We start from the raw sequence: 15,404 nt of genomic DNA, 5'->3' as shown, positions 1-15,404 counted from the left end.
TATGACCGACAAAAAATATATCGTTGCGCTCGACCAGGGCACCACCAGCTCCCGGGCCGTTGTGATGGATCACGATGCCAATATCGTCAGCGTTTCTCAGCGAGAATTTGAACAAATTTATCCGCATCCAGGCTGGGTTGAGCATGACCCGATGGAGATCTGGGCGTCGCAAAGCTCCACGCTGGTTGAAGTGCTGGCAAAAGCCGATATTAGCTCCGACGAGATCGCCGCAATCGGGATCACCAACCAACGTGAAACCGCCATTGTGTGGGAGCGGGAAACCGGTAAACCGATCTATAACGCTATCGTCTGGCAGTGCCGTCGTACCGCAGAGATCTGTGAACAGCTCAAACGTGACGGCATGGAAGAGTACATTCGCAAGGCCACCGGCCTGGTGGTTGACCCGTACTTCTCCGGTACCAAAGTAAAATGGATTCTCGATCACGTGGAAGGCGCCCGCGAGCGGGCAAAACGCGGCGAACTGCTGTTCGGAACCGTGGATACCTGGCTGGTATGGAAAATGACCCAGGGCCGCGTCCACGTGACCGACTACACCAACGCCTCGCGTACCATGTTGTTCAACATCCACGAGCTGGACTGGGACGACAAAATGCTGGAGGCGCTGGATATTCCGCGCGCGATGCTGCCGGAAGTGCGCAAGTCTTCCGAGGTATACGGTCAAACCAACATCGGTGGTAAAGGCGGCACGCGTATTCCTATCGCCGGTATCGCCGGTGACCAGCAGGCGGCGCTGTTTGGCCAGCTGTGCGTCAAAGAAGGGATGGCAAAAAACACCTACGGCACCGGCTGCTTTATGCTGATGAATACCGGGGAAAAAGCGGTAACCTCAACGCATGGCCTGCTGACCACTATCGGCTGCGGCCCACGTGGGGAAGTGAACTATGCGCTGGAAGGCGCAGTATTCATGGCCGGCGCCTCGATTCAGTGGCTGCGCGATGAAATGAAGCTGATCAACGACGCCTTCGATTCCGAATATTTTGCCACTAAAGTGAAAGATACCAACGGCGTGTATGTGGTTCCGGCCTTTACCGGTCTCGGTGCGCCTTACTGGGACCCGTATGCGCGCGGCGCCATCTTTGGCCTGACCCGCGGGGTGAACGCCAACCATATTATTCGCGCCACGCTGGAGTCTATTGCCTATCAGACACGCGATGTACTGGAAGCTATGCAGGCAGATTCAGGGATTCGTCTGCACGCCCTGCGCGTCGACGGCGGTGCCGTGGCCAACAACTTCCTGATGCAGTTCCAGTCCGATATTCTCGGCACCCGCGTAGAACGTCCGGAAGTACGTGAAGTGACGGCGCTGGGCGCCGCTTACCTCGCAGGTCTGGCCGTTGGCTTCTGGCAAAATCTGGATGAGCTGCAGGAGAAAGCGGTGATTGAGCGCGAGTTCCGCCCGGGTATCGAAACTACCGAGCGTAACTACCGCTACAACGGCTGGAAAAAAGCGGTGAAACGCGCGCTGGCGTGGGAAGAACACGAGTAACCGCGACCACAGGACTGCCCGGTGGCGCAACGTTGACCGGGCGACAGACCTTTATCCGGCAATCCCCAATGGATTTCGGGTCACTGGAAGGCGACAAGTGCATGCATCCCCGGTCACATAGATAACGATGTGACCGGGGCAAGCAAACGCAGTCAACGCACCTGTGGCCTGAAAGACGGCGGGGATTCAGCCGAATATCGGCAACAGCAGATACAGCTTAATCACCAGCGCATTCACGATATCAATAAAGAACGCGCCGACCATCGGCACCACCAGAAACGCCATATGAGACGGGCCAAAGCGGTCGGTAATGGCCTGCATATTGGCAATCGCCGTCGGCGTCGCCCCGAGACCAAAACCACAGTGCCCGGCAGCCAGTACCGCGGCATCATAGTTTTTCCCCATCATGCGATAGGTTACGAAGATGGCATACAGCGCCATCGCCACCGTCTGGACCGCGAGGATCGCCAGCATCGGCAGCGCCAGCGAAGCCAGCTCCCACAGCTTCAGGCTCATCAGAGCCATGGCGAGGAACAGCGACAGGCTAACGTTGCCCAGCACCGATACCGCACGCTCAAACACGCGATAGAAACCTAACAGCGCCAGACCGTTGCTGAGGATCACCCCGATAAACAGTACGCAGACAAAAGTGGGCAGTTCAAAGACGGTGCCCGTCAGCAGTTGCGCAACCACCCTCCCTACCGTCAGGCAGATGGCGATTAAGGCGATGCTCTCAATCAGCACCAGCGAGGTGATCATGCGGCCCATATCCGGTTTTTCGAAGGCGGTTGGCGCCAGCTGATCATCCGGCGTTCCGTCCGGTGAAGAAGAGTGTTTAACCAGATAGCGCGCCACCGGGCCGCCAATCAACCCACCCAGCACCAGACCAAAGGTGGCGCACGCCATTGCGACTTCGGTGGCGTTGGCAAAGCCGTAGCGTTCAACAAACAGCTTACTCCACGCGGCGCCGGTGCCATGGCCGCCAGACAGGGTAATGGAGCCAGCCAGCAGCCCCATCAGCGGGTCCAGTCCTAACAGCTTCGCCATCCCAATGCCGAGGGCATTTTGCAGCAGCAGCAGTCCCACCACCACAATCAGGAAGGTACCCACCACTTTGCCGCCGGCCCGCAGGCTGGAGAGGTTTGCGTTCAGACCGATGGTCGCAAAGAACGCCATCATCAGCGGGTCTTTCAGACTCATATCAAAGTCGATTTCCCAACCCATGCTTTTTTTCAGCACCAGCAGCGCCAGCGCCACCAGCAGGCCGCCCGCAACGGGTTCAGGGATGGTGTATTTTTTCAGGAAGGGGACATTCTGCACGAGTTGTCTGCCCAACAGCAGCACCAATGTTGCGGCAACGAGCGTCGATAAGGTATCGAGATGAAACATAAAAAGAGCTCCTTAAAGGCGCATGATCCATTCACACGCGTCGGTATTCCCGGTGTCGATTACTTCTCATCTTGAGGAATCGGACGGGGATTTTAAGCAGAACCGCGCAAAAAATGACAGGAAAAGATATTTTGTTTTGATATTGATGCGATCAAGCATACAAAATGTTAATTAATGTCCCCCCCCGGTTAGTTGTATAAATATTTCTCAGCAAACGCTGGCAAACGTTTGCTTTTGTACTACAGTCCGATAAAATTCCCGCTTTGCCACCTTGGGATTGTTTGTGATGTCCGTTAACACCGCCGAGTCAGAAGCTGCGCAACCGGTTGCGCATAAAACAACCAGCGAATTAATCTACCGCCTCGAAGACCGCCCGCCGCTGCCGCAAACCCTGTTCGCCGCCTTTCAGCATCTGCTGGCGATGTTTGTCGCGGTCATCACGCCGGCGCTGTTAATCTGTCAGGCGCTGGGCCTTCCGGCTCAGGACACTCAGCACATCATCAGTATGTCGCTGTTCGCCTCCGGTGTGGCATCCATCATTCAGATTAAAGCCTGGGGACCGGTCGGTTCCGGGCTGCTCTCGATTCAGGGCACCAGCTTTAACTTCGTCGCCCCGCTGATTATGGGCGGTACCGCGCTGAAAACCGGTGGCGCCGACGTGCCGACGATGATGGCCGCGCTGTTCGGCACCCTGATGCTGGCAAGCTGCACGGAAATGGTCATCTCGCGCGTCCTGCACCTGGCCCGACGGGTTATTACCCCGCTGGTCTCCGGGGTCGTGGTGATGATTATCGGCCTGTCGCTGATTCAGGTCGGGCTGACCTCCATCGGCGGTGGCTACTCGGCCATGGCCGACCATACCTTCGGCGCGCCGAAAAACCTGCTGCTGGCGGGTATCGTTCTGGCGCTAATCATTATTCTTAACCGCCAGCGCAACCCGTATCTGCGTATCGCGTCGCTGGTGATCGCCATGGCGGCAGGTTATCTGGCGGCCTGGCTGCTCGATATGCTGCCGGCCAACAGCGCACCGGCGAACGACAGTCTGATTACCGTGCCCACCCCGCTCTATTACGGTCTGGGCATCGACTGGAGCCTGCTGCTGCCGCTGATGCTGGTCTTTATGATCACCTCGCTGGAAACCATCGGCGATATCACCGCCACGTCTGACGTGTCGGAACAGCCGGTCTCCGGTCCGCTGTATATGAAGCGCCTGAAAGGCGGCGTGCTGGCTAACGGCCTGAACTCCTTTGTCTCCGCCGTCTTTAATACCTTCCCGAACTCCTGCTTCGGCCAGAATAACGGCGTGATTCAGTTGACCGGTGTCGCCAGCCGCTATGTCGGCTTCGTGGTGGCGCTGATGCTGATCGTGCTGGGCCTGTTCCCGGCGGTCAGCGGCTTTGTCCAGCATATTCCGGAACCGGTGCTCGGCGGCGCAACGCTGGTAATGTTCGGTACTATCGCCGCATCCGGGGTACGTATCGTCTCCCGCGAACCGCTGAACCGCCGTGCGATTCTGATTATCGCCCTGTCGCTGGCTGTGGGCCTCGGCGTCTCCCAGCAGCCGCTGATCCTGCAGTTTGCCCCCGACTGGCTGAAGAACCTGCTCTCCTCAGGGATTGCCGCCGGCGGTATTACGGCGATTGTGCTGAATCTGGTCTTCCCGCCAGAGAAAAGCTGATCCTCCCCCGCTCCCCGGTCGCGCGCGGCCGGGGCAGCCTGAAGTCTGACCCTCCTGGCACCCTCACATCATCTGATTACACAATTCCTGTCTTGAGGATTGCGCATAATTCGGGCATAACAGCCTTATGTGCCTCGCTCAGGATGTAAGACCATGAAATTTCCTGGAAAGTTGATTCTCTGGCTGCTGACCGCCCTGCTGGTCGTCATCGTTGCCGCCTGGTTCCTGCTACAGACCCACTGGGGCTCGCGTCAGGCCAGCGCCTGGCTGAGCGAGGGCACCGGCTGGCAGGTCTCCTTCGACGCGATGGATCACAGTTTCTCTTCACCTCTCCACCTGCAACTGCAAAATGTCACTTTCGGGCGCGACGGCAAACCGCCGACGCTGGTCGCTAAAACGGTGGATATTGGCTTCAGTACCCGCCAGTTCAGCGATCCGCTGCACGCCGACGAGATTGTGCTGAGCGACGGGACGTTAAATCTCTCGCCGTCCTCCGCTTCTTTACCCTTTGCCGCCGATCGTCTGCAGTTGCGCAATATGGCGTTTAACAGCCCGGAAACCGGCTGGGACCTGAGCGCGCAGCGGGTAACCGGCGGCGTCAGCCCGTGGGCGCCGGAAGCAGGCAACGTACTGGGGAAAAAAGCGCAGATTCAGATGAGCGCAGGCTCGCTGACCCTGAACGGCGTGGATGCCAGTAACGTGCTGATCCAGGGAAGCCTTGATAATGGTGAAGTGACGTTATCCACGCTGGGCGCCGATATTGCCCGCGGAACGCTCACCGGCAACGCCAAACGCAGCGCCGACGGCAGCTGGCGGGTTGATAATCTGCAGCTCAACGAAATTCGCCTGCAGAGCGATAAATCGCTGACAGAATTCTTTACCCCGCTGACCAGCGTCCCTTCACTGCAAATTGGCCGTCTCGACGTGACCGACGCCCGTTTGCAGGGGCCGGACTGGGCGGTGACGGATCTCGACCTTAATCTGCGCAACCTGACCCTGAGCCAGGGCGGATGGCAAAGCGATGACGGCACGCTGTCGATGAACGCCAGCGAATTTATTAACGGATCGCTGCATCTGCTTGATCCCATCGCCAATGCCGAATTTTCCCCACAGGGCATCGCGCTGCGCCAGTTCACCTCACGTTGGGAAGGCGGAATGGTACGGACTTCTGGCAACTGGCTGCGCGCGGGTAACGCGCTGGTGTTGGATGACACCGCCTTTGCCGGACTGGAATATACCCTGCCGGAAAACTGGAAACAGCTGTGGATGGAGTCGCTGCCCACGTGGCTGGAAAGCCTGACGCTGAAGAAATTCAGCGCCAGCCGCAACCTGGTTATCGATATCGACCCCACGTTCCCGTGGCAGATCACCGCCCTTGACGGTTACGGCGGCGAGCTGCAGCTGGTGAAGGATCGACGCTGGGGCGTATGGAGCGGCAGCGCAACGCTGAACGCCGCCGGCGCCACGTTTAATCGCGTTGACGTCCGGCGCCCGTCGCTCAAGCTCAGCGCCAACGCCTCAACGGTCAACATTACCGAGCTTAGCGCCTTTACCGAGCGCGGTATTCTGCAGGCCACCGCCGCGGTGTCGCAGCTTCCCCAGCGCCAGGTCACGCTGAGCCTGAACGGCCGCGGCGTACCGCTGAACATTCTGCAGGCCTGGGGCTGGCCCGCCCTGCCGGTTTCCGGCGACGGTAATTTCCAGCTGACCGCCAGCGGCAGCGTGCAGGCCGATGCACCGCTGAAACCGACGGTTAACGGCCAGCTCAGCGCGGTGAATATGGAGAAACAGCAGGTTGCGCAAGTAATGCGCAACGGCCAGCTAAACAGCGAGCCGGCTCAGCCGATCGCTCCCCCGCCAGCACCGTAATCGCCCTCCGCCCTCTCTTCGCCGGAGAGAGGGCCTCGCTCTGCTCTTCGTCCATCGGCCCCTCAGGCACTCCTTTCTCTCTGCGAAACCTGTGTGCATTTTGCGGCTATCTGTACCTATTTCCCGCAACCTGTTTCTTTCAAAGATCGGAGTTGCTATAAACAAAATACTGGAAGTAGAGATAACAATTAAAAACCCTATGTAAATATAAAAATAAAGGAACGACTATGTCCGCAATACGTCAACGTATTCTGGAGAATATGCAAAAATTCTCCAGAGCAATGATCGGTGCAGTCTTGTTCTTGCCCGTCATTGGCCTGATTCTGGCACTCAGTTCTGTCTTAACCAACCCGACATTAATTTCTGAAACCAGTTTTTTACATCAGCTAGGACAATTACTCGGTGATACGTTCTGGCCGCTGTTTGGCAATCTTGGATTACTTTTTTGCGTCGGTATTAGTTATGGACTGGCGAAAGATAAAAAAACAGAAGTCGCACTGGTTTCAGTGATGTGTTTTATTATGTTTCTGGGCGCCAACCATTCGTGGCTGGAACATACCCACGGCATCGCCGAAAAAATTAATGGCGAATATTACGGCACCGGTCAGACGCAACTGCTCGGTTTTGTGGTCGTCGATATGGGGGTGTTCCTCGGCATTATCCTCGGCTGTACCATCGCCTGGGTGCATAACAAAGTTTCGAACATCGAACTACCCGGCGCGCTGTCAATGTACGGCGGCGCCAAGCTGACCCTGGTCGCCATGACTCCGGTGGTGATTTTCTATGCCATCGCCTTCACCTGGATCTGGCCGTTTATGACCCACGGTATTGGAGCGTTAACCGGATTTATGAAAAATGCCGGCGTGGCGGGGGTTTTCGTTTATGGCTTCTTTGAAAAATTCCTCATCCCCACCGGCCTGCACCATTTTGTCTGGTCACCGTTCCAGCTCACGCAAATCGGCGGTACGCTAAACGTTGACGGGCAGGTCGTTTCCGGTACCCAGGCGATTTTCCTCGCCTATATGCGCCACCCGGATCTGACCCCGGTCATGAACGATGCGCTACGTTTCTCGCAGCAGGGGATGACCACGATTTTCGGCCTCGCTGGCGCATCGCTGGCCTTTTATCACACGGCGAAACCGGAGAAAAAAATGATGGCTAAGGCGATTCTGCTGCCCGCCATTATTACCTCAATGCTCACCGGTATTACGGAACCGATTGAGTTCACCTTCCTGTTCGTGTCGCCGCTGCTCTGGGTGATTCACGCCACCCTGACCGCCGCGTCACAAGCGGTTTGTGACATCTTTACCGTTCGGCCGTGGGGCGCATCCGGGCTTATCGAATTCCTGATTTACAACCTGCCGCTGCCGGTCTCATTAACGCGCTGGCCTGGGTATGTACTTATCGGTATCGGTCAGTTCGCCGTTTATTACGTTATTTTCCGCACCCTGGTGGTGAAGCTGAATTTAAAAACACCGGGCCGTGAAGACGACGATAACGTGAAGCTCTACAGCAAAGCAGATTATCGTAAAAAGGTCGGTAATCCGCAGTCGGTGACCGATGAGATTATTAGTGGCCTCGGCGGCAAAGAAAATATTATTTCGGTCGACAACTGTTTCACTCGCCTGCGCGTGGTCATTAAAAATATGGATTTGGTTGATGATCTCATATTGAAAAGCACCGGTGCTAATGGCGTCGTACGAAATCGTAATGAAGTTCAGGTTATTTATGGCGTCAAAGTGGGACAGGTTCGTTCCCGAGTTGATAGCTGGCTGGCAGAAAATTAATTGGGAGTGATGTATGAAATTAACCGTATTAGGCGGGGGCGGCGTTCGCTCTGCATTTCTGGCGAAATCTCTGGCTTATAATGCCCACCGCATAGGTTTAACGGAAGTCGTATTTCTGGACAGCTCGGAAGATAATCTGGCCCTGTTTGGTGAAATTGCCCGTTACGTGTTTAATACGATTCGTCCGGATATTGCGTTCAGTACGACCACCGATCCGGTCGCTGCGCTGAAAGGCACAAATTATGTGATTACCACCCTGCGGGTTGGCGGCGATGAGAGTCGTATTCGCGATGAGCGTATTGCGCTTGAGCATAATACCTTAGGCCAGGAGACTACCGGCGCGGGCGGCTTTGCCATGGCGATGCGTTCGATCCCGGCGATCCTCAACTACTGTCGCCTGATCGAAGAGCATGCCGCCGAGGATGCGATCCTGTTTAACTTTACCAACCCATCGGGGCTGGTCACCGAGGCGATCATCAAGTCCGGCTTTAAGCGCCGGGTGTACGGTATTTGCGATGCGCCGTCGGAGCTGATTCGCGAACTGCCCGAGATTCTCGGCTGCGACGAGCGCGATCTCAGCGTCGAGTGCTACGGGCTGAACCATTTTTCCTGGTTTACCCACATTACCGTGCGTGGGGAAGAGGTGACCGAACGCCTGATCGCCAACCCGGATTTATATCGTAAAACGGCGATGCAGTATTTCTCGCCGGAGCTGGTTCAGCTGTGTGATAAGCAATTACTCAACGAGTACCTCTATTATTACTATTATCGCGAAGTGGCGTTAAAAGCGATTCAGGACGCGGACGAAACACGCGGCGAGCAGATTGCCCGTATCAATCGCGATATGCGGGACGCGCTGCGCGGCATTGATGTGAAAGCCGATCCGCAGGCGGCGTTTTCTCTGTGGATGACGCACTACCTGCGCCGGGAAAATAGCTACATGCAGAACGAGTCACAGCAGGAGAAATTCCATACCCGCGAACCGTTAACCCTGCGCCAGTTTATCGAGGAGCCGGATACCGGCGGCTACGCCGGGGTAGCGCTGGATATTCTGGAGGCGGTCAACAGCCGCACCACCAAACGAATCGTGGTCTCTATGCCCAATAATGGCACTCTCGATTTCTTGCGTCCTGACGATGTGATTGAGATCAGCTGCGATCTGAGCAGAGACGGCTTAAAACCGGTGACGCCAGCGCACGTACCGACAGCGCAGAAGAACATGATTGCCAGCGTGAAAGAGTATGAGCGGCTGGCAGTGGCGGCCATTTTGCAGCGCGATAAATCCCTGGCGATACGCGCATTAATGGCGCACCCGCTGATCGGCTCTTTTTCGCTGGCCAAAGCCCTTGTCGAGGCCTATCTCGACGAGGCGCAGTTCGCCGACTGGCAATAGTCGGTAACGAAGAAAACCTGCACTTGCCCGGGAACATCGGCTCCCGGGCTTTCCCCGCTTTCTCTCAGCGGGGCGCCTGAATCAATAGCCAGTCATACCGGGGGAGTCAGCGTCTCTTTTCGCATTTCGATGAACCACATCTTCAGCAATCGTTCAAAACCTAATATGCAGTAGCCAAAAAACGGGTTGCTCCAGTAAATATCATCGTCGAACTTCTGCGGGTCATGAATAATAAATGCGGTATCCGCCGCCTGCGCCAACGGGCTTTGATAATCGCCGGTAAAGCAGACCAGATTAATCTCTTTCCCTTCCAGCGCCTTAACCCAGTTCAGAGCCGAGCTGCTGCGCCCGGATTTTGAGACGATCCAGATGGAGTCAAATTTCGCCGCATTTTTCTGCTCCAGGATTTCGTAATCCGGCCACAGCGCGAGGCTGGCGTTCACGCCGGTCACCAGAAACTTATTATAAATATATTGCGCGATCAGCTGCGAGAAGCCGCTGCCGTGAACCAGGATGCGGTGCTGCTGCAGGCTTTCCAGCAGCGGCGCCAGCCGCTCTGTCGGCTGAATACTCATGTAGTCGATGTCGTTGGTGACATCGAGTTTCGGCATGGTGATATTGAATTTAATAAAATAGACCAGCTCCAGCCAGCCGCTGAACTTCAGTTTCTTCGCCAGCCGCACCAGCGAGGAGGGGTTGCTATAGCAGCGCTCAGCGACGCTGCGGATACCTTCCCGCACACACTGCTCAGGGTCATTCTGGATAAAACGCAGCACGGTCATTTCCGTTTTGCTCAGCTTGACGTCACGAAAGATATTTTCTAAGTCCATGGCGGGCTCCTCTCAGCGGCAGATTACGCTACCACCAAACGGCAAGAGTGTCTGTGGGGGAACTCACTGGCAGGAAAGGGCGAATAGCGACATGGCATGCATGCGCCCTGCTGGCTGAGACGTAAGGTGGCGGCTGCGTATCTCTCCAGCGTCGTTTTTTCCTGCCAGATCGCCCTCGCAGAAAAAATATAAAAGTGTAACCCGCGGATTTTACGAGGGTTTGTGTCAGACTGTTCTGTAAAGTCCAGTTTTAACAGTAAAAAAGTGCGTTCAGGTATGTGGTAAATGCCTGAAAGTAGCTATAATGCGCCCCGCCTCCATGTAGCAATCGAGGCGCGGAAGATCGTCATCTCCGGTGAGGTGGCTGGACTTCAAATCCAGTTGGGGCCGCCAGCGGTCCCGGGCAGGTTCAACTCCTGTGATCTTCCGCCAAAATGCTCCCCCGTTCGTCACTTTCTCATTAAAAAATACGCGAAGAAAACTATCGTCCATAGGCGACCATCGATGGTTGCTGACATCCGCGCAAAAAATACACCATCATCTGCAACGCTCGCCAAACCCAGAACAGGATGTCGCGCATTGCCTTCGTTCCTGGTGATGAATCGTATTATTTGATGCGTTCTTCCTTCATTGCCGGTTATAGGATTCGTCTAGAGATTGCGTTGTTTTTTGATCAAACCGACCTTATCCAAAAAATTTAAAAGCGTAAAATGCTGTAAAAATATATCCCAACCATATAAATGAAAAGAATAAAGAAACTTATTAGCTCTGCACTTCATAATAGTAGTGCCAATGAAGCAGCCACCGCCTTAAAAATGGCGGCAGCAAATATGCAAAAACTCGGGATTAATCCTGCTGATTTGCTGCGTCTGAAAGTCGATGAAGACGAGGATCGGCATGCGGATAACACAGCAGAAGTTAACGGGCTGAAGCGTAAAATTAACGCTCTTGAAGACGATCTCCACCAGACTAAACGTGTTGCAATACAGTGCAAAAGAGAAGCCGATCTGAATGCGTTAAAACTCTCAAACTTACGCGATCAATACGCCATCGCGACTAACAATCTGAAGGCAGCAAATAAGAGCATAGAGGCTTTAGCGACGGTCCAGGTAGAAAGCCGGGAATTAGCCAGAGAAGTTCTTAACCTGAATGCAAAGGTGAAAGAACAACAAGCTAAATTAGAGAAAGCGGGCAATAGATTTTGGCTACAATCCATCATTACGCTTGCTCTCTTTCTGGCCATTGGCTCCATCTGCTACGACAATGGTAAACATTCTGGCGCTGCGCTGGTCAGAAATCAGCAACTGAGCACCCAAACACTAACTCCGCCAAAACTCACTCCTGCAGACCCGACCAAAATAACACTGGATAATAAGGCGGTTTGCTATAGCGATTTCAGGACAGCTCAAGGCAAAGTATTGGCAAAAATTACCTATAACAATCATGAGTTGTCTTTCTATGCCAGAAAACTGAAAGATAAAGCATGGATAGATATTAGCCCACAGGTGTTTAAAGACGAGCAAACAAGGCAAGTGCCATATGATGCGCAGGGCTTTATTGAAGTCAGCAAGAAAGATGCCGCGGAGATAAAATCAAAAGTTGAATGTACATTAGGTGCAATAAGCTGATATTGGAAAAGGGCATTCTCATACTGGTGAGAATCCCTGATTGCTGCGCATACTCATCGTCTTACCTTTCTCACATCGGTCTGCTCTTGATGTTAGCGTCTCACGGCTTCAAACATCAGGAGATGCCTGAGGTCGAATAAATTCTAATGAATGCATCAGGGCAGAGTGGTGCAATTTCCAAACGACTCAGTCATTCTGGCAGGAAGTTCAAAATCTATCCCCAAACCGATTTTCAGCTTTTCAATATAACTCTTATCGCCCAGGCCCCGTTTTTCCCTTCCCATCAGGGGTCTACCATTAATGGATTCCCACAGAAATCCCATTTAAAACCGGAGAGTATATGAAAGCGATTGCCATTACCCGCGCCGCTACCGCAGGCAGTAACGTCCCATTTTTAAGCGCCATCGAGCTGCCGGTTCCGGTTGCTGCAGGGCATGACCTGCTCATTGAAGTGAAGGCGATTTCCGTGAATCCGGTGGATACCAAAGTCCGCGCCGGATTTACCGGCGATACCCCGCGCGTGCTGGGCTGGGATGCGGTTGGCGTCGTAAAATCGGTTGGCGAGGCGGTCACGCTGTTCGCGCCGGGCGATGAAGTCTGGTATGCCGGTGCGCTGGGGCGCGCGGGAAGTAATAGCGAGTTTCAGCTCGTCGACGAACGGATCGTCGCCCTGAAGCCGCGCTCGCTGGATAACGCCTCTGCCGCCGCCCTGCCGCTGACCGCCATCACCGCATGGGAATTGTTGTTCGACCGTCTTGGCGTGCAGGAAGGCGGCAACGCCGGGGATGTGCTGCTGATTGTCGGCGCGGCGGGCGGCGTCGGCTCCATTCTCACGCAGCTGGCGCGCAAACTGACGCGTATGACGATCATCGGCACCGCTTCGCGCCCGGAAAGCCAAAAATGGGTACTTGATGCCGGAGCACACCATGTTATCGATCACAGCAAGCCGCTCAGCGAAGAACTGGCGCGGATTGGGGTAAACGCCGTGACGCACGTCGCCAGCCTCAACAGTACTGAACAACATTACGCGCAGCTGATTGCGGCCCTCGCCCCACAGGGCAAGCTGGCGTTGATTGACGATCCGGAAACCCTCGATGCCCGCCCGCTGAAGGCCAAAAGCATTTCGCTGCACTGGGAGTTTATGTTCACTCGTTCGATGTTTGAAACACCGGATATGCTGGCCCAGCATCAGCTGCTGACCCGGGTGGCGGCCCTGATTGACGATAAGACCATCAAAACGACCCTGGGCGAGCATTACGGTCCAATCAACGCCAGTAACCTGCAGAGAGCGCACACCCAGCTGGAAACCGGGCGCGCGGTCGGCAAAATCGTGCTGGAAGGGTTTTAAGATGACGAGCGACACGGTATCTGCCATTGCGGTTCTGAAAGCCAAACCGGGAAAAACGGCCGATCTGCGGCAGGCGCTGAAAGCGCTGTTACAGCCGACCCGTCAGGAAGCGGGTAATCTGGATTACGCCCTGTTTCAGCTGCGCGATGCGCCGGACACCTTCTACATGCGCGAGTCGTGGCGTGACCCGTCCGCGCTGGAGGCGCACATCGCCCTGCCGCACTTTCAGGCCTTTATCGCGCAAATGGACAGCCTGCTGGCTGAACCGCTGCGCCTGGATTATCTGACACCGGTTGAATAAAGGTGTCGTTAAATACGGCTTCCCTGCCCTCAGGGAAGCACGCCGTTCCTGATTCTCCCCTCATCATCAACAGATGTTAACGCCCGCATACACCCTCTATTATCAATAAACCAGTGCCGGAAACTCATGTGATCGGCAGCAAGGATTGAAGGTGTACATTTATCATGCTGTGGTCAGACAAAGGATGTAAAATGTGATACATGTCAATTTATTACAAATCTTTTCAGGTTTATTCTTCAGGGCATTCTGATAAAGTTGTGTAATTAACTCATATGAGCTAATAGCTTTTAAAGCTGTCTTGACTGTATTAAGGGTTTCCTCTCCGGGAGTCCTTTTAACGATGATGATAAGAATAATTAAATTCTGCCAAAAGAAATAAAATGATGAACGTTTAAAAATTTTAAAAAAATTCATACTGTTAAAAACATTGAACGCTTAAATTGATTATTAAGAACAAATAACTCAGGAATGATCATGTATAAAATATTATACATAAGGGGTGGCATTGAAGCTTTCTGACGTCTTAAAAAAAGATAATAATAACATAGATTTATTTAGAGTAATTGCAGCTTGCATGGTGATTTATGGCCATGCCTATGCAATTTCGCCGCAGCCCGGGAAGACGGATTTTATCAGCCATCTTATCCCTTCTGATTACTCAGGATCGCTCGCGGTAAAAATATTCTTCTTTTTAAGTGGCTTGGTTGTCACTAACTCACTGATAAATAATGGAGATTTGATTCGCTTTACGATTTCCCGCCTTTTTCGTATTTGGCCCGCACTGATTGCATCGAGTCTGGTGACGGCTTTTATTATCGGACCTCTGTTGACATCACTTTCCGTAACAGATTATTTATCCCGACCAGAGGTCTATAGCTATACGTGGAATATAGCGGCCATGGTTCCGCAGTTTACTCTCCCGGGGCTATTTTCTGGAAATCCCTATCCGAATGTAGTCAATGGTTCCCTGTGGACTATACCGTATGAAGTATTTGCCTATGTACTTCTGTTTTCCCTTTATGCCACAGGACTTCTCAACTCTAAAAAGCTGAGCATATCGCTTTTTGCTCTTATTTTGCTCGAACCCTTCCTGGCATCAAGGATACTGTTCCCTTGGGTTATTCCCAACCCCGAGGTAGATTTTCTTTCTCCCTGTTTTGCATTTGGCGCGATCATGGCTCTGAACAAGGAGATTATAGAGATAAAACTTAGCCACTGCCTGGGATTCGCGACGCTATACTATATTCTTCACGGCACGGTCTATTCCCCCTATTTTGCCTATGCTTCTCTTTTTCTTTCGCTACTTTATATTTCCTCGCATAAAATGATTTTACGCCTGAAACCTAAAGTTGATATCTCCTACGGAGTCTATTTATGGGGATTTCCGGCACAGCAAATAATAGCGAAATATTTTAAGGATCACGGGATTATTTTCAATCAATTTGCCTCGCTGGTGGCCGCACTCTTTCTGGGCTATCTCTCATGGCATCTGTGCGAAAAGCACTTCATCCGATTTGGCTCAGCACTCTCTTCTTTTATTAAGAAGGCCAAAGCGCCGGTAATAAATATACCAACAAATCATGATCTTGGAACATAAATAGCACATTTATGACTACTCAAACGCCGGAAGTCCGGCGTTTTTTATTGTTGCGTACCCCGTAATTAACAGAGTAC

11 protein-coding genes and 1 tRNA gene are annotated in these 15,404 nt (G+C 53.6%); 10 read left to right on the top strand and 2 right to left on the bottom strand.

Annotated features, from left to right (window positions below):
- The first annotated feature begins 1 nt into the window (after position 1).
- Positions 2-1,507: a glycerol kinase GlpK gene (glpK, locus tag DSD31_RS00530; protein ID WP_004868997.1), complete on the top strand. Its 1,506-nt coding sequence runs from the start codon at positions 2-4 to the stop codon at positions 1,505-1,507.
- Between the two features lie 186 nt (positions 1,508-1,693).
- Here the strand turns inward: glpK and gltS are convergent, their stop codons facing one another.
- Entirely contained in the window at positions 1,694-2,896 is a 1,203-nt protein-coding gene (gltS, locus tag DSD31_RS00525; RefSeq protein ID WP_004868999.1) for a sodium/glutamate symporter, read from the bottom strand.
- Between the two features lie 286 nt (positions 2,897-3,182).
- Here gltS and DSD31_RS00520 point away from each other — a divergent pair, with 286 nt between their 5' ends.
- From DSD31_RS00520 to DSD31_RS00505, 4 genes are all read left to right on the top strand, one after another.
- A complete protein-coding gene (locus DSD31_RS00520) occupies positions 3,183-4,574 on the top strand; it encodes a nucleobase:cation symporter-2 family protein (RefSeq protein WP_004869002.1) in 1,392 nt (463 codons plus the stop codon).
- Between the two features lie 153 nt (positions 4,575-4,727).
- Positions 4,728-6,443: an AsmA family protein gene (locus DSD31_RS00515; protein WP_113990777.1), complete on the top strand. Its 1,716-nt coding sequence runs from the start codon at positions 4,728-4,730 to the stop codon at positions 6,441-6,443.
- Positions 6,444-6,670: 227 nt separating this feature from the next.
- Positions 6,671-8,230 (top strand): PTS transporter subunit EIIC, encoded by a 1,560-nt coding sequence (locus DSD31_RS00510; protein ID WP_015585509.1) that lies wholly within the window; start codon positions 6,671-6,673, stop codon positions 8,228-8,230.
- A gap of 13 nt (positions 8,231-8,243) precedes the next feature.
- Complete coding sequence (locus DSD31_RS00505; protein WP_004869008.1) at positions 8,244-9,623, top strand: family 4 glycosyl hydrolase; 1,380 nt, start codon at positions 8,244-8,246, stop codon at positions 9,621-9,623.
- 92 nt (positions 9,624-9,715) lie between these two features.
- Here DSD31_RS00505 and DSD31_RS00500 read toward each other — a convergent pair whose 3' ends face one another.
- Complete coding sequence (locus tag DSD31_RS00500) at positions 9,716-10,453, bottom strand: MurR/RpiR family transcriptional regulator (protein ID WP_004869009.1); 738 nt, start codon at positions 10,451-10,453, stop codon at positions 9,716-9,718.
- A 337-nt stretch (positions 10,454-10,790) separates the two neighbouring features.
- On the opposite strand from DSD31_RS00500, the gene DSD31_RS00495 reads away from it, so the two are divergent.
- The 5 genes from DSD31_RS00495 to DSD31_RS00470 all read left to right on the top strand — a co-directional run bounded on the left by DSD31_RS00495 (position 10,791) and on the right by DSD31_RS00470 (position 15,327).
- Positions 10,791-10,885, top strand: a tRNA-Sec gene (locus DSD31_RS00495).
- A gap of 308 nt (positions 10,886-11,193) precedes the next feature.
- Positions 11,194-12,081, top strand: a complete 888-nt coding sequence (locus DSD31_RS00490; RefSeq protein ID WP_226949295.1) for a hypothetical protein — start codon at positions 11,194-11,196, stop codon at positions 12,079-12,081.
- A 340-nt stretch (positions 12,082-12,421) separates the two neighbouring features.
- Entirely contained in the window at positions 12,422-13,429 is a 1,008-nt protein-coding gene (locus DSD31_RS00480; RefSeq protein WP_015585507.1) for a zinc-binding alcohol dehydrogenase family protein, read from the top strand.
- Position 13,430: 1 nt separating this feature from the next.
- Positions 13,431-13,730, top strand: a complete 300-nt coding sequence (locus tag DSD31_RS00475; protein ID WP_004869015.1) for a putative quinol monooxygenase — start codon at positions 13,431-13,433, stop codon at positions 13,728-13,730.
- A gap of 505 nt (positions 13,731-14,235) precedes the next feature.
- Positions 14,236-15,327: an acyltransferase family protein gene (locus DSD31_RS00470; RefSeq protein WP_162786309.1), complete on the top strand. Its 1,092-nt coding sequence runs from the start codon at positions 14,236-14,238 to the stop codon at positions 15,325-15,327.
- Positions 15,328-15,404: the final 77 nt, after the last annotated feature.

This window comes from Klebsiella sp. X13, from assembly GCF_003323835.1.
GTDB classification, from domain to species: Bacteria; Pseudomonadota; Gammaproteobacteria; order Enterobacterales; family Enterobacteriaceae; genus Klebsiella; species Klebsiella ornithinolytica.
The sequence above is the reverse complement of the archived record's forward strand: the minus strand, read 5'-3'. Positions and strand labels throughout refer to the sequence as shown.

What these genes read in the sequence shown, in the direction of transcription:
- DSD31_RS00515 (WP_113990777.1), top strand. Translation starts at nt 4,728, where the DNA reads ATGAAATTTCCTGGAAAGTTGATTCTCTGGCTGCTGACCGCCCTGCTG.
- DSD31_RS00480 (WP_015585507.1), top strand. Translation starts at nt 12,422, where the DNA reads ATGAAAGCGATTGCCATTACCCGCGCCGCTACCGCAGGCAGTAACGTC.
- DSD31_RS00505 (WP_004869008.1), top strand. Translation starts at nt 8,244, where the DNA reads ATGAAATTAACCGTATTAGGCGGGGGCGGCGTTCGCTCTGCATTTCTG.
- DSD31_RS00475 (WP_004869015.1), top strand. Translation starts at nt 13,431, where the DNA reads ATGACGAGCGACACGGTATCTGCCATTGCGGTTCTGAAAGCCAAACCG.
- DSD31_RS00490 (WP_226949295.1), top strand. Translation starts at nt 11,194, where the DNA reads ATGAAAAGAATAAAGAAACTTATTAGCTCTGCACTTCATAATAGTAGT.
- DSD31_RS00520 (WP_004869002.1), top strand. Translation starts at nt 3,183, where the DNA reads ATGTCCGTTAACACCGCCGAGTCAGAAGCTGCGCAACCGGTTGCGCAT.
- DSD31_RS00510 (WP_015585509.1), top strand. Translation starts at nt 6,671, where the DNA reads ATGTCCGCAATACGTCAACGTATTCTGGAGAATATGCAAAAATTCTCC.
- glpK (WP_004868997.1), top strand. Translation starts at nt 2, where the DNA reads ATGACCGACAAAAAATATATCGTTGCGCTCGACCAGGGCACCACCAGC.
- gltS (WP_004868999.1), bottom strand. Translation starts at nt 2,896, where the DNA reads ATGTTTCATCTCGATACCTTATCGACGCTCGTTGCCGCAACATTGGTG.
- DSD31_RS00500 (WP_004869009.1), bottom strand. Translation starts at nt 10,453, where the DNA reads ATGGACTTAGAAAATATCTTTCGTGACGTCAAGCTGAGCAAAACGGAA.